General features: G+C 55.7%; 29 protein-coding genes and 2 pseudogenes. 18 read left to right on the forward strand and 13 right to left on the reverse strand.

Annotation, left to right across the window (positions count from 1 at the left end; genetic code table 11):
- Positions 1-37: 37 nt before the first annotated feature.
- The 4 genes from BMX07_RS24200 (at position 38) to BMX07_RS24215 (ending at position 2,827) form a co-directional block, all read left to right on the forward strand.
- On the forward strand, positions 38-559 hold the full coding sequence (locus BMX07_RS24200) for a hypothetical protein (protein ID WP_175480040.1): 522 nt from the start codon (positions 38-40) through the stop codon (positions 557-559).
- A gap of 60 nt (positions 560-619) precedes the next feature.
- Positions 620-1,303, forward strand: a complete 684-nt coding sequence (locus BMX07_RS24205; protein ID WP_175480041.1) for a hypothetical protein — start codon at positions 620-622, stop codon at positions 1,301-1,303.
- Positions 1,304-1,318: 15 nt separating this feature from the next.
- Entirely contained in the window at positions 1,319-1,519 is a 201-nt protein-coding gene (locus tag BMX07_RS24210) for a hypothetical protein (protein ID WP_175480042.1), read from the forward strand.
- A gap of 864 nt (positions 1,520-2,383) precedes the next feature.
- Positions 2,384-2,827, forward strand: coding sequence for a hypothetical protein (locus tag BMX07_RS24215; RefSeq protein WP_175480043.1), 444 nt, complete (start codon positions 2,384-2,386; stop codon positions 2,825-2,827).
- A 79-nt stretch (positions 2,828-2,906) separates the two neighbouring features.
- Here the strand turns inward: BMX07_RS24215 and BMX07_RS24220 are convergent, their stop codons facing one another.
- On the reverse strand, positions 2,907-3,212 hold the full coding sequence (locus tag BMX07_RS24220) for a DUF8122 domain-containing protein (protein ID WP_175480044.1): 306 nt from the start codon (positions 3,210-3,212) through the stop codon (positions 2,907-2,909).
- A gap of 1,731 nt (positions 3,213-4,943) precedes the next feature.
- On the opposite strand from BMX07_RS24220, the gene BMX07_RS23580 reads away from it, so the two are divergent.
- Positions 4,944-5,288, forward strand: coding sequence for a hypothetical protein (locus BMX07_RS23580; protein WP_139210811.1), 345 nt, complete (start codon positions 4,944-4,946; stop codon positions 5,286-5,288).
- 34 nt (positions 5,289-5,322) lie between these two features.
- Here the strand turns inward: BMX07_RS23580 and BMX07_RS04875 are convergent, their stop codons facing one another.
- Positions 5,323-7,320: a DUF5591 domain-containing protein gene (locus BMX07_RS04875; RefSeq protein WP_175480045.1), complete on the reverse strand. Its 1,998-nt coding sequence runs from the start codon at positions 7,318-7,320 to the stop codon at positions 5,323-5,325.
- A gap of 206 nt (positions 7,321-7,526) precedes the next feature.
- On the opposite strand from BMX07_RS04875, the gene BMX07_RS23585 reads away from it, so the two are divergent.
- A complete protein-coding gene (locus BMX07_RS23585; RefSeq protein WP_139210812.1) occupies positions 7,527-7,838 on the forward strand; it encodes a hypothetical protein in 312 nt (103 codons plus the stop codon).
- A 151-nt stretch (positions 7,839-7,989) separates the two neighbouring features.
- On the opposite strand, the pseudogene BMX07_RS24225 reads toward BMX07_RS23585, so the two are convergent.
- A pseudogene (locus BMX07_RS24225) lies at positions 7,990-8,169 on the reverse strand (hypothetical protein).
- Positions 8,170-8,501: 332 nt separating this feature from the next.
- Here BMX07_RS24225 and BMX07_RS04885 point away from each other — a divergent pair.
- A pseudogene (locus BMX07_RS04885) lies at positions 8,502-8,819 on the forward strand (hypothetical protein); the annotation flags it as partial.
- 314 nt (positions 8,820-9,133) lie between these two features.
- Here the strand turns inward: BMX07_RS04885 and BMX07_RS25615 are convergent.
- Positions 9,134-9,325 (reverse strand): hypothetical protein, encoded by a 192-nt coding sequence (locus BMX07_RS25615; RefSeq protein WP_175480046.1) that lies wholly within the window; start codon positions 9,323-9,325, stop codon positions 9,134-9,136.
- A 410-nt stretch (positions 9,326-9,735) separates the two neighbouring features.
- Here BMX07_RS25615 and BMX07_RS23590 point away from each other — a divergent pair, with 410 nt between their 5' ends.
- Complete coding sequence (locus tag BMX07_RS23590; protein ID WP_139210813.1) at positions 9,736-10,002, forward strand: hypothetical protein; 267 nt, start codon at positions 9,736-9,738, stop codon at positions 10,000-10,002.
- Between the two features lie 77 nt (positions 10,003-10,079).
- Here the strand turns inward: BMX07_RS23590 and BMX07_RS23595 are convergent, their stop codons facing one another.
- Both BMX07_RS23595 and BMX07_RS23600 read right to left on the reverse strand, forming a co-directional pair.
- A complete protein-coding gene (locus BMX07_RS23595) occupies positions 10,080-10,331 on the reverse strand; it encodes a hypothetical protein (protein ID WP_139210814.1) in 252 nt (83 codons plus the stop codon).
- Positions 10,332-10,780: 449 nt separating this feature from the next.
- Positions 10,781-11,029 carry a hypothetical protein gene (locus BMX07_RS23600; RefSeq protein ID WP_139210815.1) on the reverse strand — a complete coding sequence of 83 codons (249 nt, stop codon included), beginning with the start codon at positions 11,027-11,029 and terminating at the stop codon, positions 10,781-10,783.
- 238 nt (positions 11,030-11,267) lie between these two features.
- On the opposite strand from BMX07_RS23600, the gene BMX07_RS04895 reads away from it, so the two are divergent.
- Positions 11,268-11,972: a site-specific integrase gene (locus BMX07_RS04895; protein WP_090614462.1), complete on the forward strand. Its 705-nt coding sequence runs from the start codon at positions 11,268-11,270 to the stop codon at positions 11,970-11,972.
- 359 nt (positions 11,973-12,331) lie between these two features.
- On the opposite strand, the gene BMX07_RS04900 is transcribed toward BMX07_RS04895, so the two are convergent.
- From BMX07_RS04900 to BMX07_RS04920, 5 genes are all read right to left on the reverse strand, one after another.
- A complete protein-coding gene (locus tag BMX07_RS04900) occupies positions 12,332-14,347 on the reverse strand; it encodes a helix-turn-helix transcriptional regulator (protein ID WP_090614466.1) in 2,016 nt (671 codons plus the stop codon).
- Positions 14,348-15,072: 725 nt separating this feature from the next.
- Complete coding sequence (locus tag BMX07_RS04905) at positions 15,073-16,101, reverse strand: tyrosine-type recombinase/integrase (protein WP_090614469.1); 1,029 nt, start codon at positions 16,099-16,101, stop codon at positions 15,073-15,075.
- Entirely contained in the window at positions 16,098-16,376 is a 279-nt protein-coding gene (locus BMX07_RS04910) for a hypothetical protein (RefSeq protein WP_139210816.1), read from the reverse strand. The genes BMX07_RS04905 and BMX07_RS04910 overlap by 4 nt, the downstream gene beginning before the upstream one ends.
- Entirely contained in the window at positions 16,369-16,704 is a 336-nt protein-coding gene (locus BMX07_RS04915; protein WP_090614476.1) for a hypothetical protein, read from the reverse strand. The genes BMX07_RS04910 and BMX07_RS04915 overlap by 8 nt, the downstream gene beginning before the upstream one ends.
- Positions 16,697-17,110: a PadR family transcriptional regulator gene (locus BMX07_RS04920; protein ID WP_090614480.1), complete on the reverse strand. Its 414-nt coding sequence runs from the start codon at positions 17,108-17,110 to the stop codon at positions 16,697-16,699. The genes BMX07_RS04915 and BMX07_RS04920 overlap by 8 nt, the downstream gene beginning before the upstream one ends.
- Positions 17,111-17,344: 234 nt before the next feature.
- Between BMX07_RS04920 and BMX07_RS04925 the strand changes: the two genes are divergently transcribed.
- Complete coding sequence (locus BMX07_RS04925) at positions 17,345-17,608, forward strand: winged helix-turn-helix domain-containing protein (RefSeq protein ID WP_090614483.1); 264 nt, start codon at positions 17,345-17,347, stop codon at positions 17,606-17,608.
- Between the two features lie 428 nt (positions 17,609-18,036).
- On the opposite strand, the gene BMX07_RS04935 is transcribed toward BMX07_RS04925, so the two are convergent.
- Entirely contained in the window at positions 18,037-19,047 is a 1,011-nt protein-coding gene (locus BMX07_RS04935) for a Cdc6/Cdc18 family protein (RefSeq protein WP_090614489.1), read from the reverse strand.
- A gap of 142 nt (positions 19,048-19,189) precedes the next feature.
- On the opposite strand from BMX07_RS04935, the gene BMX07_RS23605 reads away from it, so the two are divergent.
- Both BMX07_RS23605 and BMX07_RS23610 read left to right on the forward strand, forming a co-directional pair.
- Positions 19,190-19,687, forward strand: coding sequence for a hypothetical protein (locus BMX07_RS23605; RefSeq protein WP_139210817.1), 498 nt, complete (start codon positions 19,190-19,192; stop codon positions 19,685-19,687).
- A gap of 260 nt (positions 19,688-19,947) precedes the next feature.
- Positions 19,948-20,604, forward strand: coding sequence for a hypothetical protein (locus tag BMX07_RS23610; protein WP_139210818.1), 657 nt, complete (start codon positions 19,948-19,950; stop codon positions 20,602-20,604).
- A 48-nt stretch (positions 20,605-20,652) separates the two neighbouring features.
- On the opposite strand, the gene BMX07_RS04945 is transcribed toward BMX07_RS23610, so the two are convergent.
- Positions 20,653-20,838, reverse strand: coding sequence for a DUF8053 family protein (locus BMX07_RS04945; RefSeq protein WP_090614495.1), 186 nt, complete (start codon positions 20,836-20,838; stop codon positions 20,653-20,655).
- 89 nt (positions 20,839-20,927) lie between these two features.
- Here BMX07_RS04945 and BMX07_RS04950 point away from each other — a divergent pair, with 89 nt between their 5' ends.
- The 6 genes from BMX07_RS04950 (at position 20,928) to BMX07_RS04975 (ending at position 26,215) form a co-directional block, all read left to right on the forward strand.
- The gene (locus BMX07_RS04950; protein WP_090614498.1) at positions 20,928-21,362 is read left to right on the forward strand and encodes a DUF8023 family protein; all 435 of its coding nucleotides are present in this window, start codon (positions 20,928-20,930) and stop codon (positions 21,360-21,362) included.
- 12 nt (positions 21,363-21,374) lie between these two features.
- Positions 21,375-21,908 carry a hypothetical protein gene (locus BMX07_RS04955; protein ID WP_090614908.1) on the forward strand — a complete coding sequence of 178 codons (534 nt, stop codon included), beginning with the start codon at positions 21,375-21,377 and terminating at the stop codon, positions 21,906-21,908.
- Between the two features lie 86 nt (positions 21,909-21,994).
- Complete coding sequence (locus tag BMX07_RS04960) at positions 21,995-23,701, forward strand: Env/VP5 family phage fusion protein (RefSeq protein ID WP_090614501.1); 1,707 nt, start codon at positions 21,995-21,997, stop codon at positions 23,699-23,701.
- Positions 23,702-23,703: 2 nt separating this feature from the next.
- Entirely contained in the window at positions 23,704-24,246 is a 543-nt protein-coding gene (locus BMX07_RS04965; RefSeq protein ID WP_090614504.1) for a DUF8063 family protein, read from the forward strand.
- Positions 24,243-25,046 carry a hypothetical protein gene (locus BMX07_RS04970; RefSeq protein ID WP_090614506.1) on the forward strand — a complete coding sequence of 268 codons (804 nt, stop codon included), beginning with the start codon at positions 24,243-24,245 and terminating at the stop codon, positions 25,044-25,046. Before BMX07_RS04965 ends, BMX07_RS04970 begins: the two co-directional genes overlap by 4 nt.
- Complete coding sequence (locus BMX07_RS04975) at positions 25,043-26,215, forward strand: P-loop NTPase family protein (RefSeq protein WP_090614510.1); 1,173 nt, start codon at positions 25,043-25,045, stop codon at positions 26,213-26,215. The genes BMX07_RS04970 and BMX07_RS04975 overlap by 4 nt, the downstream gene beginning before the upstream one ends.
- The last annotated feature ends 139 nt before the right edge of the window (positions 26,216-26,354 follow it).

Consider the following 26,354-nt stretch of genomic DNA (forward strand, 5'->3'; position numbering starts at 1 on the left):
AGCAAAACGGCGTCTCGTACTGGAGCGCAGTTTCAGTGTGCTCCTCGTAGAGGCGAAGAAGTCTGTTGTGGATGTCGTTCGACCTAGCCTGACGAAGCGCCTCTCGAGCACGGAACGCCGCGTAGTCGTCAATCGCCTCGTCGACGACGAACTTCGCTCCCTCTGTGATGAGGGTCTTCTCGTCCTCCTTGGGATCGGTCGTCCATCCGACGTGGTTGGTCATGTTCGGCTTCCGTTTCCGGTGGCCGTCCCATGGGATCGAGATGGAGACGAACCCACTTCGCGGATCTGCTGTTTGAACGACACCAAGAACCTGATTCGCGATCTGCTGGGGTTTCTCCACGTCTTCAGTAAGTGTCCCATCGCTCCCCGTCGTCAAGGGGGTGAGGACGACCCACGTCCCGCGTTCGATCGACAGCGGCGTATCGGTTCGAACCCCATCACCGTTATCGCCGCCGAGATCGCGGAGCATCTCTCCACTAACGACCTTTTGAGGTTCCTCACCGTTTCCGCCAAGCGTCGGCTGCGTCGTTACTTTGAACGGAACCGCCTGGCCTGAACTGACCCGCTGAGACAGCGGCGTCCGGTATCGGTTCTCCAGCCCACGTCGAGCTGTCCCATGCTCGAGTTGCTGATACTCGACACACGTCGTCTGGAGCGCCGAGGCACCCAGGGAATTCTCAGTGATGTCCGCCACGTTCACTGGTTGTTTCGGCGTCTTCGCGTCTTTGTCACGGATGCAGCGTTCGATGTACTCGTAGGCGTCACAGACTGCCCGAACACCGTCTTCAATATCGGCGAGCGTGATCTGGGGCGAGGTTTCGTCGGTGTAATGGCGATACTGGACGATTCGCTCACGCATCTCGGGCGAGTCCGCCCACTCGGGACTGAGTACGTCGAATTCTTCGCAGGCATAGAGGTACTCGAGTGGAAGGACCTCAGCGTGTCGACCGACTACCGGGTAGTAGCCGTCAACAGATTCACCACGAGCGAGGTACTGGTCGTCGGGAACCCGAAGTCCGTCGTTGAAGTCGAGAAGGATTCGGTTTCCGCACTCGGTGTATGGGACAGCCGTTTCGAAGAAGTCGGAACCGAAGATGGTCTTGAGAGACTCCTCGCTCGAGTCGCGATGGGTGTCCCACGCGAATTCACGATCCGAGCTGTAAAACTGGGCAACCGTCTGAACGAGCCCCAACCCGGGGTACCGGAAGGCGTGGCGCTGTCGGAACTCCGAACGGAGGATGCTGACCGCTTCTTGGTCGATATCCGCACGATAGCCGAGCAACGTCCGAATCGCCTGTGACGTCTCCAAGTCCTCGTGACGTTTCACGGCATCCATCAGTGCGTCCCGCTGTTGTTCACTATAGGGATAGAGATGGACGTACCCCTCTCCGGGATTTTCGCCCTCGTCCGTGAGGTCGGGAGCGACTTCATGGATGGCATCACCGAGACGGTCGAAGTACGACTCGAGGAGTCGCCGTTCTTCCGCCTCACGCTCGGAGGGCGTCTGCGGCAGTGATTGTGGACGAGCGATGATGAACACGCCGTCACCATGTTCCTCTTCATAGCGGGTGCAAGTCACCTTCGCTGCGAGCAGCGTGACTCGGTTACGGACGTGATCGTACTGAACGTAGGGATATACTCGAACGAGTGATCCCTTTGGGTACCCGTGCTTCGTGTCTTCCCACGGCGTCTTCCAGTCCTTGTCGTAGGGATTGTCATCCGGGAGGTTTCGTCCAGTCCCAAGTAACATCTCGGACCACGGTCCACCGTCCCACTCGTCGTCGAATTGCGGGTCGAGTTCGCGGCGGAACCGATGAGCAATCTGGACCAGGTCGAGTAGGTTCGAAATCTCCGTCTCACGTTGAATCCGCGCGACTAATTCCGGATCGGTGGCCGTCGGTGTTTCGTAGTTCGTAGCGCTAAGTTCCCAATCACCGTCAGGAAGCTCGTACAGGTCAGTGAGATCGCCGAGGGTGTCGATCCCGAATTCACGAAGGGACTCTTGAACGCCTTCGGTCAACCCGAGCAACGCCAAGTCGTGGTTCGTCGCCGCATACGCGAGACATTTCGCTTGTTTTGGACACCCATCACACCGTCCATCGAGGCGGAACGGCGGATCGTTCGAAGAGCTTGCCATACTGCCGTCGTAGAGTAACACGTCGTCGAGCGTCCCGCCGTCTTCAAGCAGTAGTCGGACATCGTTCTCTCGAGACGCAAGTTCGAACGTCGGGAGCCGACCAAGCATGATCGACCCTGTCTGCGACACCACGTTTTCGAGGCGGGTTCCCGACTCACTGGTGACGATGGTCGCCGAGATGTCGACGGGGTGTCCGGCGAGTAATTCCCGAAGCGCCAACGTATAGACTGCTGCCTGGATCTGGTGGTGCGTCTTTGCCGTTTCCGAAGATTTTATTTCGAGAACCCGAACCTCGACAACTCGTTCACCACCATCGTCCCTCGGAACGGCAAGGACGATATCCGCGTCGCCACAAATCGGCCACGCCTCAACCGTACACTCGAGGGTCGGCTGGAAGAACACAATCGGACGGTCACGGCCACCGCTGGCGAGCTCATCAACGAGTTCGACCAGTCGCTGTTGATCCGACGTTCCGGACCACGATTCATCGAACGACGTATCTATGGTGTCTTCTTCAATCTGGTCAGGGCCGACACTATATACGTCGGCCTCGAGCAACGCCTTGAGTTGACCGTGTTCGAACTCTGTACCCGCCTTCGCGTACAGCGGGCTGAGGGGAACGTCCTCGATAGTGCCAAGCGTGTCATCGATGTACTGCCTGAAGAGATACATCGAACACTGGTCTAGTTTGTAAAAATGTGCGATTGAGCTCGGTGCGATTACTTCACGGTCGATTGTCGATGCGTCTCCGTCGGTCGTCGTGGTATCACTCATTGGAGGGAACACCTCGATTTTCGTCGGTCGCGCCAGCCTCGAAACGTTCGCCATGGGAGTCATCACACCAGTGGCAATCGCGGTCGTCGGAACTCACTTCGTAGAGAAGTCCACACTCCGGGCAGCTGTGCAGATGGTCGTCGTTGACCTCCTGCTCTCCGCGATTGAGGACGGTGATGATGACGCCGTTGCGAGCGCCCATGATCGTTCCAGTCGGCGAGTGGAGACGCGCCCGGCCGAAAGAATAGTGCGGAAGCCCAACTGGAACACCTTCATGCCATGCCTCGAGTACGGTCATCTCGCCGCACACTCCCCTGCTGCGTTGTAACCACCGTAGTTGCGCGTGGTCCGAGGGACGGGGTAGCGTCCTACGTGTCGCTGTCGCCACCGACGAGCAAGTGCTCGTACTCACCGTCCCACCTCCAATACCCTCGCGCTGGACGGAGAACTGATTCCCGCGTGGGCGGCTGCGCTCGCATGTGGAGACGCGAGCGGTACTGTGACACTTGACTCGGCAGGAAGTAAGGTCAGGGACGGACTCAGACGCGGAGTCTGAGAAGAGATGGTTGTATGGGTACGATACCGCTTCGGCTGGTGGATGTCTCTCAAATTCATGATTTCGTGAAAGCCCAGCACGGATGCTCGAGTAACTCGCAGTGCTGGTATGCGAGCTGATTTTTTGCTAATGCGATACACAGAGCCGTCCGGTGACGGCTCCGTCTCTGCCACCACGATTCACGACGAGTGGCTCGTCGGTTCCCCTGGTGATGCCCGTGCTGTAATTTTGTGAGGTCACCCACCAGCCAGCAGAGAGCCTCTGCTAACCAGTGTACCAGTCAGTCGCCTGACCGGCGTTCCCGAGAGTTGTTCGTCCCGTGGGTGAGACGGTCCCCGGTTTTGTTTTACAGTGGGCCGCCTGCAGCCGGCAACCGCCACACGATGTTTTGGCGCCGACCACAGCCGTGCACGTCGACCAACACAGGACGCAGTGTTGCCACTCATAGAGCGCCAGATCTCCGTCACGAATTCGCCGTCTCGAACCCGTCGGTCGAACGACGTGCGGTGGGCGCGTACCTGGGTATCCGGAATAGGATGGCCGCTCGTATTCATCCCGGCCCTGTCCCCCATTCGAGCGATGGAGCGGCTGTGGAATGCGGTGCGAGCGTTCCGTCCGTTCTCACACTGGATACCGAGTGACGCATCTCTCAGCGATGAACAGCGAAACGCACAAAACCAAACCAGCCGTACTTAGTAGTACAGCGACGGTGGCTCGTACGTTTACGCCATCACGCTGGCTTCTGCCCGACACCGATACCCTGGCAGGTCACGAGGTGTCGGGCGAACGTCACAGTATGGTAATTACATCTCCGAGTACAAAAATATTTGTAACCGTCGATTTCAGGTATTTGAGCGGCTAAAAACCAATTTTAGGTTCTACCAATATTGTGTTAGAAAGGCCATATAGCTCGAAGTGAAGAGGGATAAATGCAAATTTGAGAATAGTATTTTAATCTGATTTGTTGGTTGCTTTCTATTTATAATATCTGCCCTACCAATAGTAGGAATAATGTCTCGAGATATATTTCCAGAAATTGTTTCGGTGCATAGAAATCTGATGAAGTACTCCTTCCTCTCTATGAGTACCCGTGCCGAGTATGGTGGCAAGAGGACGAAAATAGAACATACTCGTCTTAGACTACTCCTGCTGTAGATATGGCTGTGAGTATTCCCCCAAAGAGTATAGCTAAAGAGGAGTGAGCTGCTCTTTTTGCTTCAAACATAAATCCAGAGATTTCTATCAAAATTCAATCTCTAACTACCGTAGTATGGAACACATCACCTCTATCTTCTTGCGATTTCAAACTTTTTCTCACATTTGATAATATTATAAACAAAAAGTAGGAGGAACTCTTGGAACGTTGGCTGCATGTACTGTACAATCCGCTAACCAACAGCTAACCAACGCGCTATTCTTATCCCAACAATTTTCTACCGAACCTCTTGTAGTCAGAACTATAGAGCTCCTTCCATGACGCGTGATAACCAACCTAATCCGCCAGACCTCCCCGACTATGTCTGTGATGCGATCAGACGCCGCAGTTCAAAGGAGGAATTAGAGGCAGTAATTCAGTATGCAGAATCGCTACTCGAATATCGCCGGCAGAATCTGCAGCCGCAGGACGATGCGGACGAAAACAGGAGGTCTACTAATATCGATGACCTCCCGCGAAATGGCGCTCCTGAGCGGGCGACACTCACGAAAAAGCAAATCGATGGACAGGAATACTATTACTGGCAATGGCGGGAGAATTCAACGGTCGAGTCTGCATATTGTGCTCCTGTCGATGGGAACGACCTATCCGAAGAAGAATAGATTGTCGTCGGTGAGAAAATCCGATTATCTGCTTTCAGATGATGGAGTCCAAGTAATCGAGTAACTCTTGAATGTTAGTATTACGAAAATGTTCGGTAAGCTGGAGTGACTTTGGATTTCGAGGAAAGACGATTTCATCGCTCGCCCCAACATCAGACTCTTCGAGGGCTGTTTCGATAACATCACGATATTCTGCACTAGCGACGTATGCTACGATCTCGTCATAGTGATCACCGTAGGTTTCCAGATACGTCTGTAGACGTTCTGTGACCAAATTTATTTGCTCAGTGTCTTCACCGGTAAGCATATACTCATAGCCGAGAACCGGATCCTCCCGCTCTTTCTCTTCAGGAACGGGACCGTACATCCCCGAAAGAGTCACTTTGTGAATCAGATCGCGTTTGTCCTCGAGTTTTGTCTCGAGAACCGAGTGGGTTCGGGATTCCGAGTAGGGCTTTTTTTGGCTACACGGAACGAGCAGCAGCACCCGCTTATCAGCAGGTGGCTCATACCGCTGGGTGAGGATATTGAAACTGCTCGGATTGTACTTCAACGAAATACTCCGGGTTTCGGTGCTTTCATCGACGCCACCGCCCCATTTCGAAAGTTTCGTTTGATCACTCGTCAGCTCTGGCCCTGCAACTAGATCATATGCTTCCTTCTCTTCGAGATCACGACGGAGTTTCTTATCCCGAAGCTGTGCCTGCTTCAGTCCCTTCTTGATATCCGGGTTGTCCCGGGCAAAGTCGATGACGTACTCGAGAAGTGTACCTTGTTGGATCTGATCACGCACTCGCTGAAGTTCGGAGTTATAGACCTCGAAGTTATGTCTCGCAAGCGCTGCATAGTAGTCGCTCTTGATTGGGTCACCGTTGTCCTTACGCTCTTGACGCTCATCATAGCTGAGATCCATATTAAGCTCCTCGACGAGTGTGTTGTAGTCAACTCCACTCTCTGGACCACATAGCGTACAGTGATCGAGCATACATGGGAAGTCACCGTCATTCAGATACGGCTCGAGATCGTTGATATGAACTGTCTCCCACGTATCTGGGAGAGTATACTTTGCATAGGTTGCAGTCTGAACGTGGGTTGAGCAGTCGAAGGTGTCGACACCGAGTAAGGATAGGAGTGACACTTGTTTCCCGCCAACACCAAAAACGTGAATTCCGATTTCGTCTGCTCGAGAGGACGGTATCGCATCGGTTGCTCCCTGTACGATATCAATGAGAACGTCGATGCTACTTCGAAGTGGAACGAGTGAACCGATGGCGAACCCTTCAAAGGATTGCTCTACATTTGCCTCTTCAATTCGTTCAAGGAACGTACCGACGTACCAGTTTACTGTTTCATAATCGTGTCCATGGAGCGCTACGTAAACACCCGGTTCGTCACCGTCTCGCTTTTGTTGCTTCAGCCGCTCAGCTGCAGCCTCATTTTTCGGGAATCCCTCACTAAGCGTATCAGGTTCCTCGATAATCTTGAGACACTCAACTGCACTATCGATACTACGCTCCATCCGTTCGACCTTCTCCTCTTCGTTCAGCTTCGGAGGAATAGGGTAGTCGAGTGTTGCGATGATATCAGCTCCAAAATCAATCTGAAGGCCAAGAATACTCTTTGGGGTAGTGTATAGCCCCCACTCATTTTTGGCCCCACCCTCGACTGGTGCTTGGCCAAACGTATTCGAATTCATCAGTTTGAATCCGCCCGAATCGATGAAGACAGGGGCGTCGAGATCGGCAAAACGCTCGTGGAATGTTTCAGATCGCCAAAAGTCGTTTAGATTTTTCGGAGAAACACCATAGTCCGTGAAGCTCATTGCCTGGAACATAATCCCGTCTAAATGCGCCCCATCAATGAGGTTATCTCGTATGCGACGCCAGATTCCACCGGACTTCTCTGTGGTACCTCCGATGAAATTTATGACAGGAAAGAGAGCTGGTGTAGAAACGGGTCCATGTGGAACGCAGAGCTCACCGAGGCGACCATATCCATCTTCACCTTTCTCCTCAACTCGGAACTCCGCCATTGGTTACTGCTCTATGAAGGTCATATGCTGAAATATCTTCTTTGTTCTCCTTCAATAGATGTAACCTTTCACAAGAATCTGGTATGCATGACCGTTTCCGAGTTCCAGCAAGCAGAATTTGAGTGAGGAGGAGTCATAATCAAATCATCTACGTCTGAAGGAGAAGTTATGTTTATTACGCCACGAAGGGGCGGAGGCGAATATAGATGAAAGTTCAAATTGAAATTACATTACAAAGTGGAGAAACCACTCATATTAGCGGTAGCAAGCGGGACGACTGGCAGGGCCTGACAAACCCATGTCCAGAATGCGGGAGCTGTGAATTCAATCATTTTAGGGTAACTGGAGGGCACTACGGAAAGCAAGGCAGCTCTGTAATTATGCGGACAGACTACTGGAGCGTAGAACAGACCCTATTCACCCGGTGCAAGTCCTGTAATGAAATACTTTTCAAGCATCCAGCTTTCGACCTGCTCTTCGATCCAGATGGTGAGAATAACGCTGTGATCGAAATGTGATTTCAGAGTACCAAAGCGAATGCCACCACGTTCACGCGGGGGATGAAGCCGACGTGGTGATTGTCCCGCCCTGGCCGGCGGCTACTCCTTACCCATCTGGGTAAGCATGAAATCCTCTCGAGACATCTCGAAATTTCTTATTGAGTGACGTCTACCCAATCTCGAGTGCATCGACGCCCTCGCATGGTTCGACATCGTACTCGAGGAGACGATAGGTGGCCAGCTGCTAGGCCTGCTCGGCGAGCTTAGGATCAGCCTGTTCGTAGTGGACTAAAAACTCGGTCAGTGCAACGGCGATCAGGAGGTCCTCTTGACGATTGGTCAGGGGCATCGCCGCTTGTTTGGCTAGGTGCCGATACTGCTCAACGAAGTCGAGGAGATCGAGTTCCATAGATCAGAACCGATTTCCTCGGATTCGTCTTTCTAACCCGTGGTATCCGGTACTTTGACCGCTATTTAACGCGGCAAGAAAATAAATCGTGGGGATGTGTGGACGGCCGAAGCGCCGCGACCGGGTTATAGGACCGTGCTCGACATCCGTCCGGCCCATCGGGCCACCGAACCCGCTGTGGCGCTTAGCCTTCGGCAGGTAGTGCTCGTGCTCGAGCACCGTCAAGGCGTAGGCCGTCTTCGCGCCCTTGTTCCAGTCTTTGCGAGCGAACTCGCGACGAGTTCACCACTCGCTGTGACAACCCCCAACCACCGACCGCACTCGAGGCAGGTGGCTACTCGTTCGACGACCCACGAACCCGCCGTGCACTGAACGAGGACTTGGACATCCGCTTTGCGACAGTGGGTCCAATCTACGCGGTCGAGAGTGAGAGCGGAACTACCTACGAGGTTGATATCGAGGCAACGACGTGTACCTGCCCTGATTTCGAGCAGCGCGAGCCAGATGACGGCTGCAAGCATCTTCGGCGTGTCGACCTCGAGATCCGCACAGGACTTGTTCCTGCGCCAAATGGGACGTTCAGTCACTGACGAGAGGAGACTGAGTCAGTGCTCGAGACAGTTTGTCGCCCCGGAAGGGGTGCGGGGCTCGAACGGAGCCACCGCAGCAATCCATGAATATAGCAGATGGAGTAACAGCGTCGCCAGACAGTGAAACGACTCATTTCGACATCGTGGTGTCGTCTCATGACCGACTGTAACGAGTGTCGACTACCAACCTGTACGAGACTCGCCCGCAACCAAGTAGGGTATACCGGCCAATTCTGTTCGGACAGGTGTGAGGTCCGATATGAGCACCACCTGACAGACGCTCGAGACGTTGCTCAAGAGGACGCGTACTGATGCTAGAGCAGGTTGATCACCGTGGCAAGTGCTTCACGATCGATGATGCCATCATCGACGAAATAAGCGACGAGCACTTCCGACGGACAGATGCACTCGAACAGCAGGCCCAGCGAGAGGCTCGTGAACTCGAGCGTGCGAAGGCAGTCGCTGGACCAGACAGTGTAGGTTCTGATATCGGTGTTGTTTAACAAGTATCTTCCAGTTTTGAATCCTCAAATCACCCGAATATCTAGAGAAGTTGTACCCGCGAGTCAAAGACGCGTTTTGCGAGCGCAAACGCGGTTCATTGCTCGGTGTCGGCTGCGACCCCGAGGGGATCTTCGACTTCGCTCTGGCTGAGCCAGACCTTCATGTCCTCGCGGTTCTTGTGTTGCTGGAAATTTATGGTGTCCGGAATGCGCGTATTCCGGCCAATTCTGGGCAGAATACTAGTCTTTTCGGTGGGGTTCGGGCGTCGATCAGGGTAAATTCTGTCCGACTTTGGGAGAGTTCTCGGACATGCTTCTATGGTGTGGAAGTAGTTCGGCTACACGGGTTACTCTCGTTTTCTACTTTCACCTTTGTCCAATGGTAGATATGGATCAGCCTCGAATGTTAACCTATGACATCCGGCGATGAACCAGACATGGACGTTCGAAATCCGCCTACAGAATGGGAAGACGAGGATTGGCTGTTTGTAATGATGGCGCTTCAGGATTTCGCTGAGCAACCAGTCGAATCAGGTAATCAGATTGAGGATATAATGGAGATGTCCGGTGACGGCTATTCGGTCCGTGCGATTCAACTCAGAGACGGGATTGCAGACTATCTTGGAATCCGGGTTGGAGAAGCAGAAGAGCAGCTTCGAGGTGGATCTGGAGAACAGTAACACCGACCCTGATTTCTGGAGGTCACAGTACATGAGTGGGTCCGACACTGTCTGAGTTCTCGGACAGTGACTGTAGCCTATCTACCCTTAGATGACCACACCAAAATTCCGATAACAAAACTCGTCAAGCCGAAAAGAGACACAATTTCTACAAAACCCCCTCCGACGAACTGGACGAACTCGGAATAGCGACTTCCCAAAGGCGATCCATGTTCAACAGCGGTTGCTGAGATCACTCGAGGAAAAATACTCCCAAGAGCAACGATTCCAATAGTTCCACCAATAAGGAGTACAACGAGTTTGCCAGCAAGATCTCCCTGTGTACCCATACACAGTTCAATGCCATCTCCGATAAAATTGTTTCGTGGTGAAATACAGGAGTCTGAGAAGAGTTTGGGATCCTGTGTTGGCGACGATAGAAGAGACCGAAATTACTCTACTTCTCGGACACAGCGATCGCAAGAAGTACACACTGCGAGAGCAGCAAGAGCGACCGAGTGGTATCTACTTCAGAACTCGCGGTCCGCCTACACAAATCTCATTCCATTCTTAGAGCATCAGCGCGTAGCCTGTAATTGTGAACAGAACAAAGAACAACAGTATCCACGGCGCAGAATGATGCGCCCACGTTGCGAGCATTGCTCGGAAGGTGGCATTTGCCGACTGCATACAATCAAAAACCTACCAGGCGTTATTAAGCAACTAGGGTGGGGGTGGGTTGCCCGAGCGTCCGACCTTCATCGAATTCTCGGACACGGTCTTGGTTCACCGGATCAGGCTATTCGTCACTACTACCGTAGAAAACGTCGATCGATGCTTCATCTGGGTGTTCTTCGAACATCCGATCCTCTAAATCTGATTTCAGTTTCGATGTACTATCCTCAACTCTCTCGTATTGAGTTCGATACACACTTTTTGGGACATTGCCCTCGCCCGTGAGTGTTCGAAGTAGGTTTGATCGTGCATCCTGCAGCTGATGGATAGCTTCGGCGATCTTCTCCCACTCCACCATATCTGTTCGTTGCATCTTCAATATCGAAGACAGTCGCGTTGCATGTAATGTTTCTCTCACGGCGGCGGAAGTGATCGTAGAAAACGAGGTGGGTCCATGTCTCCAGTCTGTCGCAGAAGACAAGAGGGTACGACACTGGTGAGATTTTCAGACGAAGTATTCTCAAACACCATCTCATCTGTAGAGTGTTAGAATATTGATTGTGAAATGTAGGGCGTGTCAGATTTAACAGCGATATGCTGGAAAACCAGTCATGGTAACTGATGACCCGAATGGGCGATCCGCTCGATTGGACGCACCAACTAATCGGCAGTATCGGTTGATGAAGATCGATACGAACAGACACGTTGATCCGGAGTACCGGGAAGAGTGTATGTTCGTTCTCGTAACGATGGGGGAACTAGGGCTCAGAGCGGGCGAAGTAGCGCATATGCGCCGTGAATGGGTAGATGAATCGAACAAGTCGATCCAAATACCCCGATTCGACGAGTGCGATCACGGTGAATCGGGCGGAGTTTGTGGATACTGCACTGCTCAAGCGAAACTCTCCGTCGAGAATAATGGGATTCCGCTGGAAGAGGCACTGGAAAACAGGTGGGAACCCAAAATTGAGGCTTCTGCGAGAACGATTCCCTATCACTGGTCAGATGAGATTGTCCGGATATACGACCGATTCTTCATCGATCGTGACCGGTTCGATCTGTCTCGTGTCGCAGTGAACCGTCGGGTTAATCGAATCGCACGGGCTACGGATGTCATCGACGAGGACGATATTTATCCCCATGCTCTCCGCGCTCACGCAGCGATACATCACGTCAATAATGGTCTTCGAGCCTTCCCTCTTGCAAAATTCATGGGGTGGGATGGACCCAGTGGGGCACTGCCATATATCAAGCTCGCCTCGAAGGATGTGAAATCTGCTTTCGATCAGGCCTATAAGAACGATCCATTCACGTGACCAAAGTGCGGTGCTGGCCCCAAGCGACCGAAGCCCTCGCCACGCATAAGCGCGCGCTCCATCCCAGTTAGACGGTTCACTAAAATTTTTGCGCACCCGCAGGGGGTGCGTTTCACCTGGATCAACTGGAACTGCCAACCGAACAGCCGCCGCGGTTTTTTAGATTTTGTACCGTTAGGTACACGCGGTAAGGCCCCTTGCCCGGAAACCGGGAAATCACGGAAATGAGATACTACTCGAGCAGTGGCGATAGTCGTCGCTCGAGGGTCTGAAAACAAGTAAGGTTGTGAAGCTTCGCTACGGACGAAACTCTGCTTTCAGAAATATGGTCTCCGAACGGTGTTGCCACTCAGCGGTCGTCACTCAGCGGCGTTCCCGAGACAGAACAGTCGATCTCCGACGTAGTGGAACGGCTCCTGGTCCGGTCGCCGATTTCCATTCATCTGGTAGGTGAACGACGCGTCGATAAATCGTGCAGCAGTCTTCGCACCAGTATCTCGAGCGGCCTGGAGACCAGAACGGAGCAACTTCTGCAACTCGTACTTCGAGTAGCTGCCGGTCAACTCGACATCGAATCCATCGTAGTGCTCGTCCAAGACGGCGCCGTGTCGGCGGGCCCACTTCGCAAGCGGAGAGTCGTCGGCGATCTCGTCGTTGCCCTCGACAATCGCGTCGATTCCATTCTCGACCCACTCGGTGACGTCTTCGAGGGCGGCAAAGACGTCCTCAATCTTGTCCCGGACGACCTCGTCGGCTAAGTCGTAGGTTCCACGGCCGACCTTCTCGACGAGGCCACCCCATTTCTCGATTGCGCGGTACACGCTGCTGCTCGAGGTGTCCGTCTCGTCGACGAGCTGCTCGTAGTGCATCTGCCCACCGTCGGCCAGGGCCTTCACGACGGCTCGATCAGTCGATGTTAGATCCTCGCGTGCGAGTTGTGCACGCGTGAGGTCTTCCTCAGTCTCGCGGAGCTCCTCGGTCGGATCCGAGTGAACCGGTATGCTTCGCTCACTCTCGTCGGCGTCCCAGTACGCATCGGAGACGTAGACATCGGGATCGGCGTGCAACGGAAGGTCAGCAGCGTTCAGCGAGAACACGAGGTACTCGTCGAGCTCACGCTTCAGGTTCTGATAGTCGAACTCGTCGTCGGACTTGTACGGGACAGCGCTCCCGTCCAAGTAGTCGCTGTGACCGGTATTGAACTGAACCTCGATCTTCGGATGGTACATCGACGAGCCCGACGAATGCTTCTCTGGCTGCTTCGGGAGGTAACTCTTCAGCAGTTTCCCGACGGTGTGATCGCCGTAGAGCTTCTCGAGCGAGGTCTCGTTCATCGCGACAGCGTGGCGGTGACCGATGATCTTCTCGTTGTCCCACTTGTACTCGCCGCGACCGCGCCGAACACTCGAAAACTGCGCGAGCCGATCCATCACGCCGTTCGTATCGACGAAGCGCTCTTCGGAGAGTTCACGCTGGATCCGTACGTACAACCCGAGACCCCAGACGCGGGAGTAGTCGTGAATGCACTCGTCTTTGAAGTACCGTGTGTCGATGTCAAGTTCGTCCATCAGCGTACGGAGGACCTCGAGGACCTCCTCCATTTCGAGGTTGCTCGACTGCGCTTCGACGCGGATCCCGAGCGGGAGATTTTTCGGCATCGATTGAATCCGCTCGTCGGTCTCACAGTGTTTTGCGTTCGGCAGCGACGGGCGAAACTGGAAGGTGACCTTCTTTTCGCCGACGTCGTCAGCAGCGACGACACCGATCACGTACTCGTTGTACGAGTCCCCAGAGTCGCCAGACCGTGTCTTGATCTTCGCATCCTCGTCGCGATAGCTGATCTTGTTGTCCTCGTGGTTGAGGATCCAGGTATCGCCGGCAGCGTCGAACGCGCCAACGTCGTCTTGCCCGGTCTCGTCCATCATACAGCGGTCCCACTGGCTGACAACGGCGAAGTACGGCGCCATCCCGTCCTGTCCCCGGCGGAGATCCTCCTTGAGGGGCTCGAAGAGGAAGTTCGCTCGGAGCTCGTGGACTTGTGGATCGATCAGCGGACACCCGTCAGGTCGGAACTTCGGTGAACCTTCCTCACAGCGGTCCTCCGAGTGATGTCGACGTTCGGCGACGACGGTCCGAAACTCGCTCTGGCAGAACCGACACGCGGATCGAGCCTCCGTTTCGTCGACGTCGCGATCTTTGTCGAACTCGAGTTCGGTGCCACCGTCTACCTCGTCACCGCCAGCGGTCGGCGTCTCTTGCTCGATCGAACTCTCGATCTCGTCGTCTACACTGCTGACGGGCCGACCAGCATCGAGTAAGTCGAACGTCTCGTCGGCGGCTTCCTCGAGCTCGTCCCGATCGGACTTACGCGTCATCACCCTCACTGGCGTCGGTCTCGATTACCGTGGCGACGTCATCGGAAACCGAGACCAGCTCCTCGGCCCAGATCCGCTCGAAGAGTCGAGCATCTGCTGGTTCGCTCACAGCAACTCACCCCGAACGCGGCGGATCTCCCGAAAGCAGTCGGGACACAGTGGTCGGGTCGCGGGGACGGTTGCCTCGCACTGCGGGCACTCCCGTTCGACGACGCGGCTCACGCAGGATCACCTCCGGGGGTCTCGATCACCTCACTGACGTCGTCCGTCCACTGTGCCGCTGGATGAGCTATTGTCGTCCGACTCTCGACCTCATATAGCCAACTCGCTGGGACGAACCCAATCATCGCTGCACCTCCTCGCCGTCGGTCAGTGACGGACGGACTCGGTTCGAACCCGTGCGCTCGAGGCGACGAGAACACCCTCGTTTATGACCCGCTTCCGACTGACCGTCGAGCAAGAGGGTACACCGGGCACCGCATTCGTCACAGCGAAACTCGCGGCTTTTCGTCGGCAGCGGTGTGATCCCTAGATTGGTTCGGAGGCGCTTCGCTTCCGCGTCGGAAAGCGTCACGCCGACCACCCCGTCAGGTATAGATCCTTTCTGACAGTTTTAATTCGTACAAAACCGCAATGATTAAGGTCAGAGTGGGGTCGGAGGGCGCGACTCTCCCAACTTACACGATACTGACAGGGATCTACAGCGGTTATCTCTGGCGATTAGTTCACTCATCAGTCTTCTGGATGTCAAGTTTCAGAGTGACGTCAGCTCGCAGTTCTTCGAACTCCTCGTGGAGGCCGGCTTTGTAGTAGTGCCGCCGGATCGTCTCCGGCCGGGCGTTCACGCGCTTTGCGACCGTCTCGATATCGAGACCCTGGAGCAACTGCCAGGTGATCGAACCCGTACGAACGGCGTGGAGCGCGCGGCTGCTCGGGCACTTGCTCGAGAAGTTTCGCGCCGTATAGTCGCACGTCTCACGCCGGTTCGAATGCGGACAGTTCGTGATCAGACACGGCTGGGTACCCTGGTAGCTCCAGGCTCGAAACGTCGAGTTCGACGGGCGACCCTGACGGGCACAAAACAACGGTTCACGTCCGTTCTTGTCGCGTTTCTCGAAGCGCTCTCTTGCAACGTACGTATCCAGCGCCTCGACCACCTGCTCGGAGATCCCGACGACGCGTTCGCCCTGCTCCTTGTTTTTGAGACCGGTGAACGGTGGTCGGTGGCGGAACTCGAGCGTCTGGCCGTCCGGGTCGTAGTCACGGAGATCCAGCGCCCGTAGCCCGCTCATACGACAGCCGACGTGCCAAGCGACCTCGAGTACGGCGTGCTCCGGTCGACCCCGCCATATTCGCGACGACCGGTAGAAATCGATCAACTCCTCGGCGTCGTCGTGGGCGAGTTTCTGGTCACTCGATTCTTCGGACCGCGTGACCGTCGGAACGTTCACCTTGTCGGCAAACCCATCGTCGACGACTTCGACGGTCTCGCAGTAATCGAGTAGCTGTTTCAGGGCGACCATCGACCCGCGTAAGGTCGTCGGGGCAATCTCCGCAGCCTCCCGGTCGGCCCGAAACTCGTCGAGATCCCACCCGGAGAGTTCGGACATACGGCTAATATCTCGCTCTTCGCAGAACTCGACGAACCGCGTGAGGCGATTCTCGTAGGTTCGAATGGTTCGGTCGGTATTCTCAGTCTTCCGTCTCGAGATGAACCGATCGCGGGCCTCCCGCGGGGAGAGGTCTCGGCTCATGACCGATCACCATCCCCGACCGAGTCTCGACGGCTGTCGTCGAGGAGGTCGTTCATCTCGGCCATGTCGCCGTGAATTCGGTCGAAGACGTCTTCGGCGACCTCGGCGAAGTCCACCATCACGTCGTCGGTGATCCCGATCTCGACGGTCCTGGCATCGCCAATAAATCGAACAGTCTTCACGTCCTCCGCAACGTCGTAAACCTCCATTTCGCGGACGTAGGGGATCGATTCGTCGGGCTCCGACCCTCTGTTCTCAGAGCGATCGTCACTCATCGCGATCACCACTGGTCCAGTTCCCCGGACTACCCCAGCGGAACTCGGGGTGGTCGTCCTCGAGCTGGTCGCGTTCGAACAGGCGATCGTGAATCCACGTCTGCAGCGCGGGTCCGGACCGATCGTGCGGCGGGTGGTCCGGCATGTGATGCTCGTCGACGCGGGTCGAGAGATCGTCCAGACAGGCGACCATCTCGACGAGGACCGCGTTCTGGTAGCGCATCTCCGTCGCGATCGCCTCGAGGGCCGCCGTCTGTCGTTCGACCGCGTCGGCCTGGCGCTCGAGGACTTCGAGTTGGGCCTCGAGGGCGAGGAACTCGTCACTCATTACGACCACCGTCGGTCGCGCCGATCTCGATCTCGAAGGTATCTGCGAGCCGCTCGACGCGCTGGCGTAGCAACCCATGCGCATCGTCCGTGAGCGCGTACTCGTTCGTTCGCTTGTCGAATGCGGACTTCTCGACGAGCCCGCGCTCAACGAGCGTATCGAGGTTCGAGTACAGCCGTCCGTGATTTACCTCACCGTATTGGGGCTCGAGGAGCCGCTTGATCGCGAGCCCGTAACTGATCTCGTCGTCGTGCTCGAGGCGAGCGATCGCCTCCAGGGTGTCACGCTGGAACCCGGTGAGATCACCCCACGTCGTGCCGCCGTCGGCCTCGATTCGCTGGTCAGAAACGATCGATACGTCTGTCGTGTCGGGGCTTTCAAGACCCCGCGAACTGTCGTCGTACATGGCTTGCGTGCCTGGTTCACGCGAGCCGCGCGGACCCGGTGTCCCTAGCACCGGACCGCATTTTCCAAATGGGCCCGACGGACAGTCGGACCCGCGTGAAACTCGCGTTATCAGACTAGTCCCAACTCTACCACAATAAATCCTTCTACAGAATAGTAGAATAAGATGTTCTATATTGTATAGCTTGACCAATATTTCGAACGAGGTAAGAACCCCCTCGAAAACCCTTCTGTAATGAGAAAACCCGGTAGCTGGATGCAGAATCCGACTGACGAGAGGATTCTGGAAGTTCTCGGCACTGGGTTGGAACTGGGCCCGACGACCATTGCGAGAAATATTGATCGTCACAGGACAGGTGTGAATCGGCGGTTGTCGACGTTGGTCGAGTATGGGCTCGTAAAAAAAGTCGATGAAGGGTACTACGAGATCACTGATGCCGGCGAACGATACCTCGCTGGAGAACTCGATGCCGACGATCTCGAGTCGGCCGAGGACTGAATTACTCACGTTTCGACCCCCTCGAGTCCGATCCGTCGGAGTAACGGCTCGAGCCAGCTGGGAATTTCGTCGTCGACGCGCTGGCCGTTCGCGTTCAGCGTCATAATTAGGCCAGCGGTCTGGTTCTGGACTGCAAGAACCCAGTGCCGTCCACCTTCAACGCGAACATCGACCCGTTTCTTGTTCTCTGGCGACCCGGTGATCTCGACGTCGACGAATCGACCGTCTTCGAGTTCTCTACGCAACCGTGATTCGCTCGACCTCTGGTGGTCTGTTTGAACAGACATGAATGGGCGAAGGTAATGGCTATTGATAAGATCAGAGCGGAGATGAACGGAAAGCAGCCGAAAATGGCTCTCGAACCCGTTAACAAGCGGTACACGGACTCTATTCCGGTGAGCGGAAAATGGACGGAATGAACGGAAAACTCAGAAGTCGGGGACGGCGTAGACCTTCCCTCTCCCACTTCCGTTCGATTCGATCAGTCCGTACTTCTCCTCGAGGTTCGCGAGGTACCGTCGACGGGTGCTCTTCGCCTTCGGATTGTGCGCGCGCTGTTCGTAGGTCTCGTGCAACTGCGTGCCGGAGACTTCTCTCGCCGATTCGATGATGTCGTAGAGTAACCGCTTGTGCGTCCCGAGGTCTTCGACGCGCTCGAGGTGGATTTCTTCCAGAGCGGCGGTGCGAATCTCGCCGACGGTGCTGGTCGTGATCTGCGAGCGATCACTGTCCATTGAGACGGCCTTCGCGGCGCTACGGAGGATGCCGATCGCCTCGCGAGCATCTCCTGCAGCAACGTCAGCAATGTAGTCGATTGCGTCGGTAGAGATCGTTCCCGGCCGTAGTCCGGCACGGATACGAGCTTGGAGAATATCGACCAACTGCGTGTGCGTAAACCGGTCAAGTGTGATCGTCTCCGCGCTTCGGAGTCGACTCCGAACGCGAGAATCGAGGTGTGCGAAAAGGTCGTCCTCGCCGATCGTGATGGCGACGATCGTTACATTTGGAATCTCATAGAGCGCCTGAAGTGTTGTGTCGTCCTCGAGGACGTCGACCTCGTCGACGATCGCGACGACGCGCTTGTCGCTCTCGCGAAGTCGGTCGACGAACGCGCTCGTCGGCGAGCCCAACTTCTTGAGGTTCGCTCCGAGATCCGCATCGCGCATGATCCCGTGGAGTACCTCGGCTTTCGACGACCCGGAAATACAGTTGTGGTATCCCCAGCGGAAATCGAGCGTCTCGCGCTCGAGTTCGCGAACGACGAATCTCGCGAGGGTCGTCTTCCCCGTGCCACTCGGCCCGAAGATGAGAACGTTCTCGCCCATATCTCCGTCAGCGATGGGCCGGAGCGCGTCAGCCAACTGCTCAATCTTGGCGTCCCGGTGATAGAGATCGCTCGGGATATGAGACGGCCGGAGGGCTCGTGCATTCGTAATCATTAACGGTAGTTATTAATAGACCTATTAATTCCTGTCGGGTTAGATGTGTTATGAGCATTCTGTTTGTATGAATTACCAGAACTAGTTATCAATACAGATGATCAGAGAAAGAATCAAATTGGTCGACTGATATTAGCGACCAATGAGACGACGTATGTTCTTAGCAGGTGTCGGATCTAGTTCAATAGTCGGACTAAGTGGGTGTGCAGCCCTTAGCGATGATAAAGAGAAAGAAGAAGAGCTTGTAGAAAATTACTCTACGGCTCTCGACCTTTTTGAAGAAGGATTTGATGCGCTCAAAACAGGCCGAGATTATATGCAAGATCTTGAACATAGGGAAGCAGAGATTTGGTTTAATCAGGCAGACAATACTGTCGATGACGGACAAGAAGTATGGGACGATATGACAGAATTAGCCGCGGAAGCCGGTGTCTCTCAGGATGACTTCCGCCAAATGTTGGATTTAGAAAGTGCAAGGATGGCATTAGGGTCTGCAGTTGCTTCACATAAATCTGCAGTCCAAAATACGGATGATGGAGAAGAACTCCCACCATACACAGAAGAGTTAGCGACGGAAGACTATGTTGAAGTTCAGGAAGTAAATTATCTATCGGTAAACGAAGTCAAAGACCTTCTGTAAGTACCACTACCTTAAGATGCACGGAGATACAATCACGCAGCCGACCGGGCGCGTGCCCGAACTGATCCGCCGCGGAGATCGCGGGGACTCTCAACGCCGACGAGATGCCCAACAAGTATCAGTCAATTAAATTATCAGCGAATAGCAGTTCTTCTCAACCATAATATAGGAGTCATTTAGCAAGACCCGTACTCGTTCACCGTACGAATCAAAACCATATCATCAATAGAATTATTAATCAAGGATATAATTTCTTTGCTATGTCTATCCAGAATATGAGATATATGAAAAGACGGATAGCACCACACTTAGACTGGTTCACTACGATCACGATGGTTTTCTTGGTTGGTATTGGTATCTATTCTTGGTTTCAACCTCGTTTTTTGGGACTTCCTCAAATGGGTAGCTCTACTGCTGTCGCGATAATTTCTGGACTAACGGTTGGCTTGGCTGTTCACAGGCTAAGACGACCAAAAGAAGTAGAACAACCGTCTGTTAAACAAACGTTCAACTGGTCAGACCACACTAATATTGCTGATTTCGGTTTGAAAAATTATGGTAATGGGACAGCACACTATATACAAATCGAAGTGACAAATGCTAATTCGGGAAAGGAATTATTCAGTTTAAAACCTCGTGAACCTCCAGTTCACTTGGAAGAAGACGAGTTTTTTGGATTTATGTACGACAGAAGATCTGAAGATGATAGACTGTTAGCCGAAATTAGAGAGAAGAAAGAAATTGATGGAATGGTACATATCTATTATAGTTTTGTATCATCTATGGGTTCTCGAGCACCACCAGAGGCCTATTCAGAGCGTCCAGATGAATATGTCCTTGATAATGTTGTAGAAGTAGCAAAGATGGAACCTCGACGAATGGAGCTCAAAAGGATACAATCCCTCTGCAGAGATTAGATTAAAATTCATTCTCTCTAAGGACGTCAGGAGCATTCATTATTTTGATTACATCTCGACCCCATCGACAAGCTCAAGCCTCCATTGGCCGTCGTCAATGTGACGGATGTGGACGTGATGTTCGCCGTCGATCTCGCCGTCCTCGTTGAGCAGTCCCTCGAGTCGGAGATCGTCTTTCGGCAGTGTCACACCGGCAGAGTTCTGATCTAACTGTCTGAGTTTATTCAGCGCCATATGAAGAGGCGGGCAACCCGCCTTGGCATAAAGATTGTTGAACCCCGGTTTTGCTGACTTTTTCGGCGAGCGGCGATGCCACCGGCCGTATGGCACTTAGCCTACCACAAAACGCTGTGCCGAACGCGGTACGGCGTGAAGACGGAATCGACTTGATCGACAGCGTGCTCGCACCGCTGTTCGTGCTCGCGACGTTCTCTGTCGCGGCGGTCGGCACGTTCAGTCTGAACGAGCCGTTCAACACGGGCTTTGCCGGCGTCCTGTACTCGTCGCACGGCACCGAGATCACCTACGGCTTTGTGGTCTCGATCGTCACGGTCGTCACGGCCTGGGTCACGAACGGCCAGACGACCATCGACGACTACACCGACATGGAAACGGTCGTCCTGCTGCTGATGTTCATCCTGAATATCCTCTCGGCGCTCGTACCGGCCGTCGCCGTCACCCTCGAGTCGACGTGGCCGCTGGGCTGGTTCATGGTGTTCCTGAACGGAGCCGGCTTCTACCTCATCGCCTACAAGTAGGTGGTTCGGGATATGAACGACCACTCGTCGACGGCGAAACGAATCGGCTTTCTGCTACTACTCGCCGCGGTCGTTACCGTGGGACTCGCAGGAATCACCAGCGCACAGACTGGCGAGTACAGCACGAACGAGACGGTCAAACTCACCAACGACACCGATCCCATCACCGTCTCAGTCGACTGGAACGAATCGATCACCGACCCCGCGAATACCTCCGCGGCGGTCGTGTTCTACAACGAGACCGAGTACGCGGCTGATCCCGCGAACGCGACAGTTGCTCTTGAGAGCGTCATCCCATCCGATCCGGGCAACACGACCGAGGCCGAGTTCAACCAAACGGACTCTGGTCTAGAGCTGGGCAACGAGTACCGAGTGACCGTCACCGGGCCCGCGACGGTCGACGGCGCGTCGATCGAAGACAGTTCTGGGTTCCTTGGCGGCGTGATCGGCGGCGGCGGCGGGCTCGAAGGCAACGGGATGCTCGTCGGCCTCGCGGTGATCGGCCTCGCGGTGATCGGGGCGGCTGTGTATACGATGCGGGACTAACGAGGTGAAACCATGAATTTAGGAATTTTCGACAGTACGAACGCTGAGTTGTACAGGGACGCGACGATCGCTGCGGGGGTGCTCTAATGGCAGCCCAAAGCCCACAGCCCACCGAGTTAGACGCGGCCGGCTCGGGCATGACCCGGCGCGGGCTGTTCAAGCGCGCGGCGATCGCGGGCGGAACGATGGTCGCGGCTCCGGCGGCCGTCGACCAGTTCGCTCCGCGATACTCGCCGATCGGGCGTGCTGCTGCGTTCCCGCACCTGCTTGTCGGAGTTGCTGCGCTGGCTGCTGCAAGCTACATCGCAGGTCGCTACGACGGTTCGGACATCGAGGGCGTGCAAGGTGCGATGGAGTTCGAAGATCATCTCGAGATCTACAACGAGGCGCGAGAGATCCACGAAGTTAGCGATCCCGAACTGCTGGCATCGCTCAAACGCGATGCTCGGAATCTACAGGATGCCGTCCGGGAGGCGGCTATTATGACGATGTACGAGTCTGTCGCAACCGGTGCGAGTCGTTCGGAGGCTCGGGTTGCTGCGGAGGAGGCTGTTGCTGGTCGGTTCGCTGTGCCCCAGGAGTCAATCGCGACCCGTGTTAATTCCATCTCGGAGGGAATTATCCAGTCTGCGATCGATCTCGGAGTCCTGTATAGTGCGAACCCGTATACCGGTCGATCCGCCACCAATCCGGAGAATCACGGTGACTTGCGTGAACGGCAAGTGGAGTTGCATGATGGCTCTACGGTGCCTCTCATGTTCTTGAACAAGACTGGTGGGAATACTGACAACCAAATTGAGTGGGACCCGTTCAACACCCCCGGCACCAGCAACTACGAGGGCGGCAACTATGACTTCGTCGTCGTCGGGGTCGAGGAGCCTGACCCTGCCAACTACGACGGTGTCAACGCCGACGACTACGATCTTGATCACGTGGATGGTCGGCAGCCGATCGCGAACGCTGATGAGTACGCTGACGTGCTCGCTGAGATTCAGGACGGCTACAATGGTGTGATGAACGAGATCGATGCCCTGCTCGATACCCACTACGACGGAATCGCGGCGGGCGATCTCTCTGTGGCTGAAATGCTGTCTACCGATGCGATGCTGGACGTGGTTGCTGAGGCTGAGTCGTGGCAAGAGGCGGCGCTGTACTTCCGAGCGTTGGGTCTCTCTGAGGCAGTTGAGCCTGGCCGTGTTTCGTTCGACGTGTCGGAGGTTGAGACTCCCGACGGCGGCGGCAACGAGACCGACGGAAACACGACCGATAACAACAGCACTGACAACGCCACGGACCTGCCTGATGACGGTGTGGCGACCTACGACGGGAAGCTCGCATGGTCGATCTCCGATGAGGTTCAGGGCAGCGAGCTTCCTGTCGGGTCCCAGATCATCCCTGAGAGCTACCCCGGAGATTTCTACATGGCTCTGGAGTACGAGGATTCGGACGGCAATATGGTCGGAGAAGTCGTCCACTTGACAACGCCGTTCACGATTGAGGGCACTAACGGAGGTGGCAACGTGCTCCCGTTTGAGGCTCGCGACGTCGTCACTAGCGATACGGACCCCTCGGATGCTCAGGAGATTTTCCGCGAGAACCGCAAGAGCGAGCAACAAGCTCGTGAGCAGACGATCGAGGTAGTTATTGATGAGAGCGGAGGCGGCGGCCCGCTGTTCCCCGACGGATTCGGACTCGAGGGGGGCGGTCAGTGGCTCGGACTCAGTATCATCGGTGTCGTCGTGCTGGCCGTCGTCGGCATCGTAACCGACGCGATTCCGGGGATGGGGAACTGACCATGCGCCGGCTTTTCATCGTTGCCACGGTTGCAGCAGCGGCGCTCGCGATGGGCATGGGCGTTGGGCCAGTCGCCGCGCAGGATAGCAACGTGACCAACGAGACGGTCGCACAGGCCCCGGACGACTCGATGCAGACGATCGACAACGAGACGCGGGTGATCGATTGGAGTTACGCACCCGGTCGATTCTCTCTCGAGATCGAAGCCGACGAACCGACCACGATCTCGCTCACCGAGGCGGGGGCCTTCGAGGAGGGAACGACCAGCTTCAACTACGCCGAGAGGAAGCTCGAGCAGGGCACCCAGACGGTCACTTTCGTCGTCGCCGATCGGGACGGGGCCGCCGTCGCGATCTCGACTCGGAAGTCCCTCGAGCAGGGCACCGGTGCGATCGTCTCGACCGGGACGACCGAGTCGAACCCGTTCCGTCACTTCGGCGGTGAGACGGGACTGTTCTCCGGTGTCGTCATGACTGTCGGGTGTGCCGCGCTCGGAGCCTGGTACGTCGTTCGTTCCGAAGAAAACGGGGTGATCGAGGCGTGAGCGGTACGAGCGGGACGTTCGCGAACTGGAAGGACCGAATCACCTACGTCGTCGCTGAAGCGCAGTTACTCGTGTTCGCAGTGCTGTTCTCAGTCGGCGTAGCGATCCTCTGGATTCGGCCGTCGGTCCCCGGAATCCCGCCGATCGTCTTCGGTTGGTTCGCGGCGGCGATCCTCCTGGGACCGCCGCTGATCGCGATCTTCGTTACCGGTACTCGGAAGCTCCGAAACCGACGAATGGAGACCGTCTACCACATCAACGGCGTTGACGACACTCGTCGGAAACTCTACGTCGCTCCCGAAGTCTGGAAAGAGAAGACAGTCGAAGGACCGTCGCCGTACCACTGCAACGACGGCGACGCCTTCGAAGTCCGCGAGTTTACCTATCACGAGGACACCGACCAGCTCGTCGTTCGGGGATGCTATTTCAGTCAGCTTGCCGACTCCAAACTCGTCACGATCAAAGCCATGCTCGAGGACGTTCACGGCGACCTCGTCGACGCCTTTCTCGAGTACAACCGACTCCGCGGGCGGATCTCGAAAATGGGTCTCGAGATCCAGCGCGACGTGGTCAACGAGGAAGCCGAAGCTGACGAACGCGGGCTGATGAACCCGCGGACGGCGGTCAAGGATCGCTTCGAGGCGGCCAAGAGCAATGCCGAAGACAGCGATATCGACGAGATCAAAGATATCTCGCAGTACGTCGACGACTATACCGAACAGCACGGGCCGCGCACGCCCGTTTCAGCCGACGAACAGACAGCGGAGCCCGCAACAACCGACGGAGGAACGGACCGATGAGCGACGAGCAAGATAACTACACGGTCGGCGGCTTTCGCGAGTACCAGGATAATAACCACGAGCGCGATCCCGATGAAGTGCTCCCCCACTCGGGGTTCGTTCGGGACGAGCAGATCGATCGTCAGCTTTCCGTCCGAGCGATCCATCACGATCCCGATCGGTGGGACTCCAAGCCAGCAGCCGACTATCTCTCGGTCGGAAAGAATCGCGATATCCTCAAAGCGGAAGGTGGTCATACGGCCCGGAAGGCACTCGAAAACGGAGACACGGTCACACTGAAACACTACATCGGCGACCCGAGCCAGCAGGCCGACCTCGCCGGCATCAAGGCCGTCACCCGCCTCCAGGAGATCGTCGCCGGGCCCGCGCCTGTGATCGTCATCCTCGGAGAGATGGGTGCCGGGAAGTCGGACTTCGCCGGCCTCCTGGGCCAGCTCCGACAGCGGTGGGTCGACGGCGATCTCCTTGTCGGCTCGAATATCCGTACTCTGGATCGCAACGACGACTGGGTTCGCGACGATGGCACCGTCGAAGACGGTTGGATTCCGCACTATCCCCTCCTCGAGGAGTGGGTCGCCCAGGACGGCAACCCGGTTGAGAACCCCCAACGACCGAAACTCTTCGTCGGCGACGAGTTCAGTTCTGCGGGAGACGGTACTGGTGAGAATGGCCATCTCGTGCGGAAGCTGATGGGGCCGCTCGTGTTCAAGATCCGAAAGTACGGCGGCGCGCTGATCTACATCGGCCACGACGAGTCGTCGATTCATCCGATGCTCTGGCGCGTCGGCACCATCATCAAGAAACAGTCGAAGAAGCGGGCGGTCGTCGCCGATCGCATCTCCGGTGGGAAGCTCGTCGATGTTGATCCCCGACCGCTCGAGGGTATCCCACCGACCGACTGGTCGATGGCGACAGAGGAAGCGTCGGACTGGTCGTGGACTGCACCTGACGGTGAAGACGTCGACGAGGACGCCCTCGAGAAAGACGACGTGAAGCAGGTCGCGATGTGGACGATCAAAACCTGCGTCGACGAGGGAATGTCGCCCAATCAGGCATCGACCTACGTCCCGTTCAGCAACACGACCGTCTACAATTGGTTGGAGGATTACAACGACGGGGACCGCGAGAAGCGCGACTGGGTTGAAAGCGTCGAGCAGGTGATCGCATGACTGCGACGGGGTTCCAACCTTCCAACTTCCACCAACCCCCCTTTAGAACGGTTCGAAGCCCATGGCATGCGCCGCTCCCTGAGGGGAGCGACGCGACCGATGGGCGTGCGCCTCGAGGCCAGCGGAGGAGTATATATAA

The organism is Natrinema salaciae, from assembly GCF_900110865.1.
GTDB lineage: Archaea > Halobacteriota > Halobacteria > Halobacteriales > Natrialbaceae > Natrinema > Natrinema salaciae.

Excerpts from the sequence above, each read along its gene's own strand:
- BMX07_RS23600 (WP_139210815.1), bottom strand. The coding sequence starts at position 11,029 with ATGCAACGAACAGATATGGTGGAGTGGGAGAAGATCGCCGAAGCTATC.
- BMX07_RS04900 (WP_090614466.1), bottom strand. The coding sequence starts at position 14,347 with ATGACGCGTAAGTCCGATCGGGACGAGCTCGAGGAAGCCGCCGACGAG.
- BMX07_RS24205 (WP_175480041.1), top strand. The coding sequence starts at position 620 with ATGCTCGAGTTGCTGATACTCGACACACGTCGTCTGGAGCGCCGAGGC.
- BMX07_RS23595 (WP_139210814.1), bottom strand. The coding sequence starts at position 10,331 with ATGGGTACACAGGGAGATCTTGCTGGCAAACTCGTTGTACTCCTTATT.
- BMX07_RS24220 (WP_175480044.1), bottom strand. The coding sequence starts at position 3,212 with ATGACCGTACTCGAGGCATGGCATGAAGGTGTTCCAGTTGGGCTTCCG.
- BMX07_RS04910 (WP_139210816.1), bottom strand. The coding sequence starts at position 16,376 with ATGAGTGACGATCGCTCTGAGAACAGAGGGTCGGAGCCCGACGAATCG.
- BMX07_RS04960 (WP_090614501.1), top strand. The coding sequence starts at position 21,995 with ATGGCAGCCCAAAGCCCACAGCCCACCGAGTTAGACGCGGCCGGCTCG.
- BMX07_RS04975 (WP_090614510.1), top strand. The coding sequence starts at position 25,043 with ATGAGCGACGAGCAAGATAACTACACGGTCGGCGGCTTTCGCGAGTAC.
- BMX07_RS04925 (WP_090614483.1), top strand. The coding sequence starts at position 17,345 with ATGAGAAAACCCGGTAGCTGGATGCAGAATCCGACTGACGAGAGGATT.
- BMX07_RS23590 (WP_139210813.1), top strand. The coding sequence starts at position 9,736 with ATGACATCCGGCGATGAACCAGACATGGACGTTCGAAATCCGCCTACA.
- BMX07_RS23580 (WP_139210811.1), top strand. The coding sequence starts at position 4,944 with ATGACGCGTGATAACCAACCTAATCCGCCAGACCTCCCCGACTATGTC.
- BMX07_RS23605 (WP_139210817.1), top strand. The coding sequence starts at position 19,190 with ATGAGACGACGTATGTTCTTAGCAGGTGTCGGATCTAGTTCAATAGTC.
- BMX07_RS04920 (WP_090614480.1), bottom strand. The coding sequence starts at position 17,110 with ATGTACGACGACAGTTCGCGGGGTCTTGAAAGCCCCGACACGACAGAC.
- BMX07_RS23610 (WP_139210818.1), top strand. The coding sequence starts at position 19,948 with ATGTCTATCCAGAATATGAGATATATGAAAAGACGGATAGCACCACAC.
- BMX07_RS04895 (WP_090614462.1), top strand. The coding sequence starts at position 11,268 with ATGGTAACTGATGACCCGAATGGGCGATCCGCTCGATTGGACGCACCA.
- BMX07_RS04950 (WP_090614498.1), top strand. The coding sequence starts at position 20,928 with ATGGCACTTAGCCTACCACAAAACGCTGTGCCGAACGCGGTACGGCGT.
- BMX07_RS04915 (WP_090614476.1), bottom strand. The coding sequence starts at position 16,704 with ATGAGTGACGAGTTCCTCGCCCTCGAGGCCCAACTCGAAGTCCTCGAG.
- BMX07_RS04875 (WP_175480045.1), bottom strand. The coding sequence starts at position 7,320 with ATGGCGGAGTTCCGAGTTGAGGAGAAAGGTGAAGATGGATATGGTCGC.
- BMX07_RS04905 (WP_090614469.1), bottom strand. The coding sequence starts at position 16,101 with ATGAGCCGAGACCTCTCCCCGCGGGAGGCCCGCGATCGGTTCATCTCG.
- BMX07_RS04945 (WP_090614495.1), bottom strand. The coding sequence starts at position 20,838 with ATGGCGCTGAATAAACTCAGACAGTTAGATCAGAACTCTGCCGGTGTG.
- BMX07_RS04955 (WP_090614908.1), top strand. The coding sequence starts at position 21,375 with ATGAACGACCACTCGTCGACGGCGAAACGAATCGGCTTTCTGCTACTA.
- BMX07_RS23585 (WP_139210812.1), top strand. The coding sequence starts at position 7,527 with ATGAAAGTTCAAATTGAAATTACATTACAAAGTGGAGAAACCACTCAT.
- BMX07_RS04935 (WP_090614489.1), bottom strand. The coding sequence starts at position 19,047 with ATGATTACGAATGCACGAGCCCTCCGGCCGTCTCATATCCCGAGCGAT.
- BMX07_RS04965 (WP_090614504.1), top strand. The coding sequence starts at position 23,704 with ATGCGCCGGCTTTTCATCGTTGCCACGGTTGCAGCAGCGGCGCTCGCG.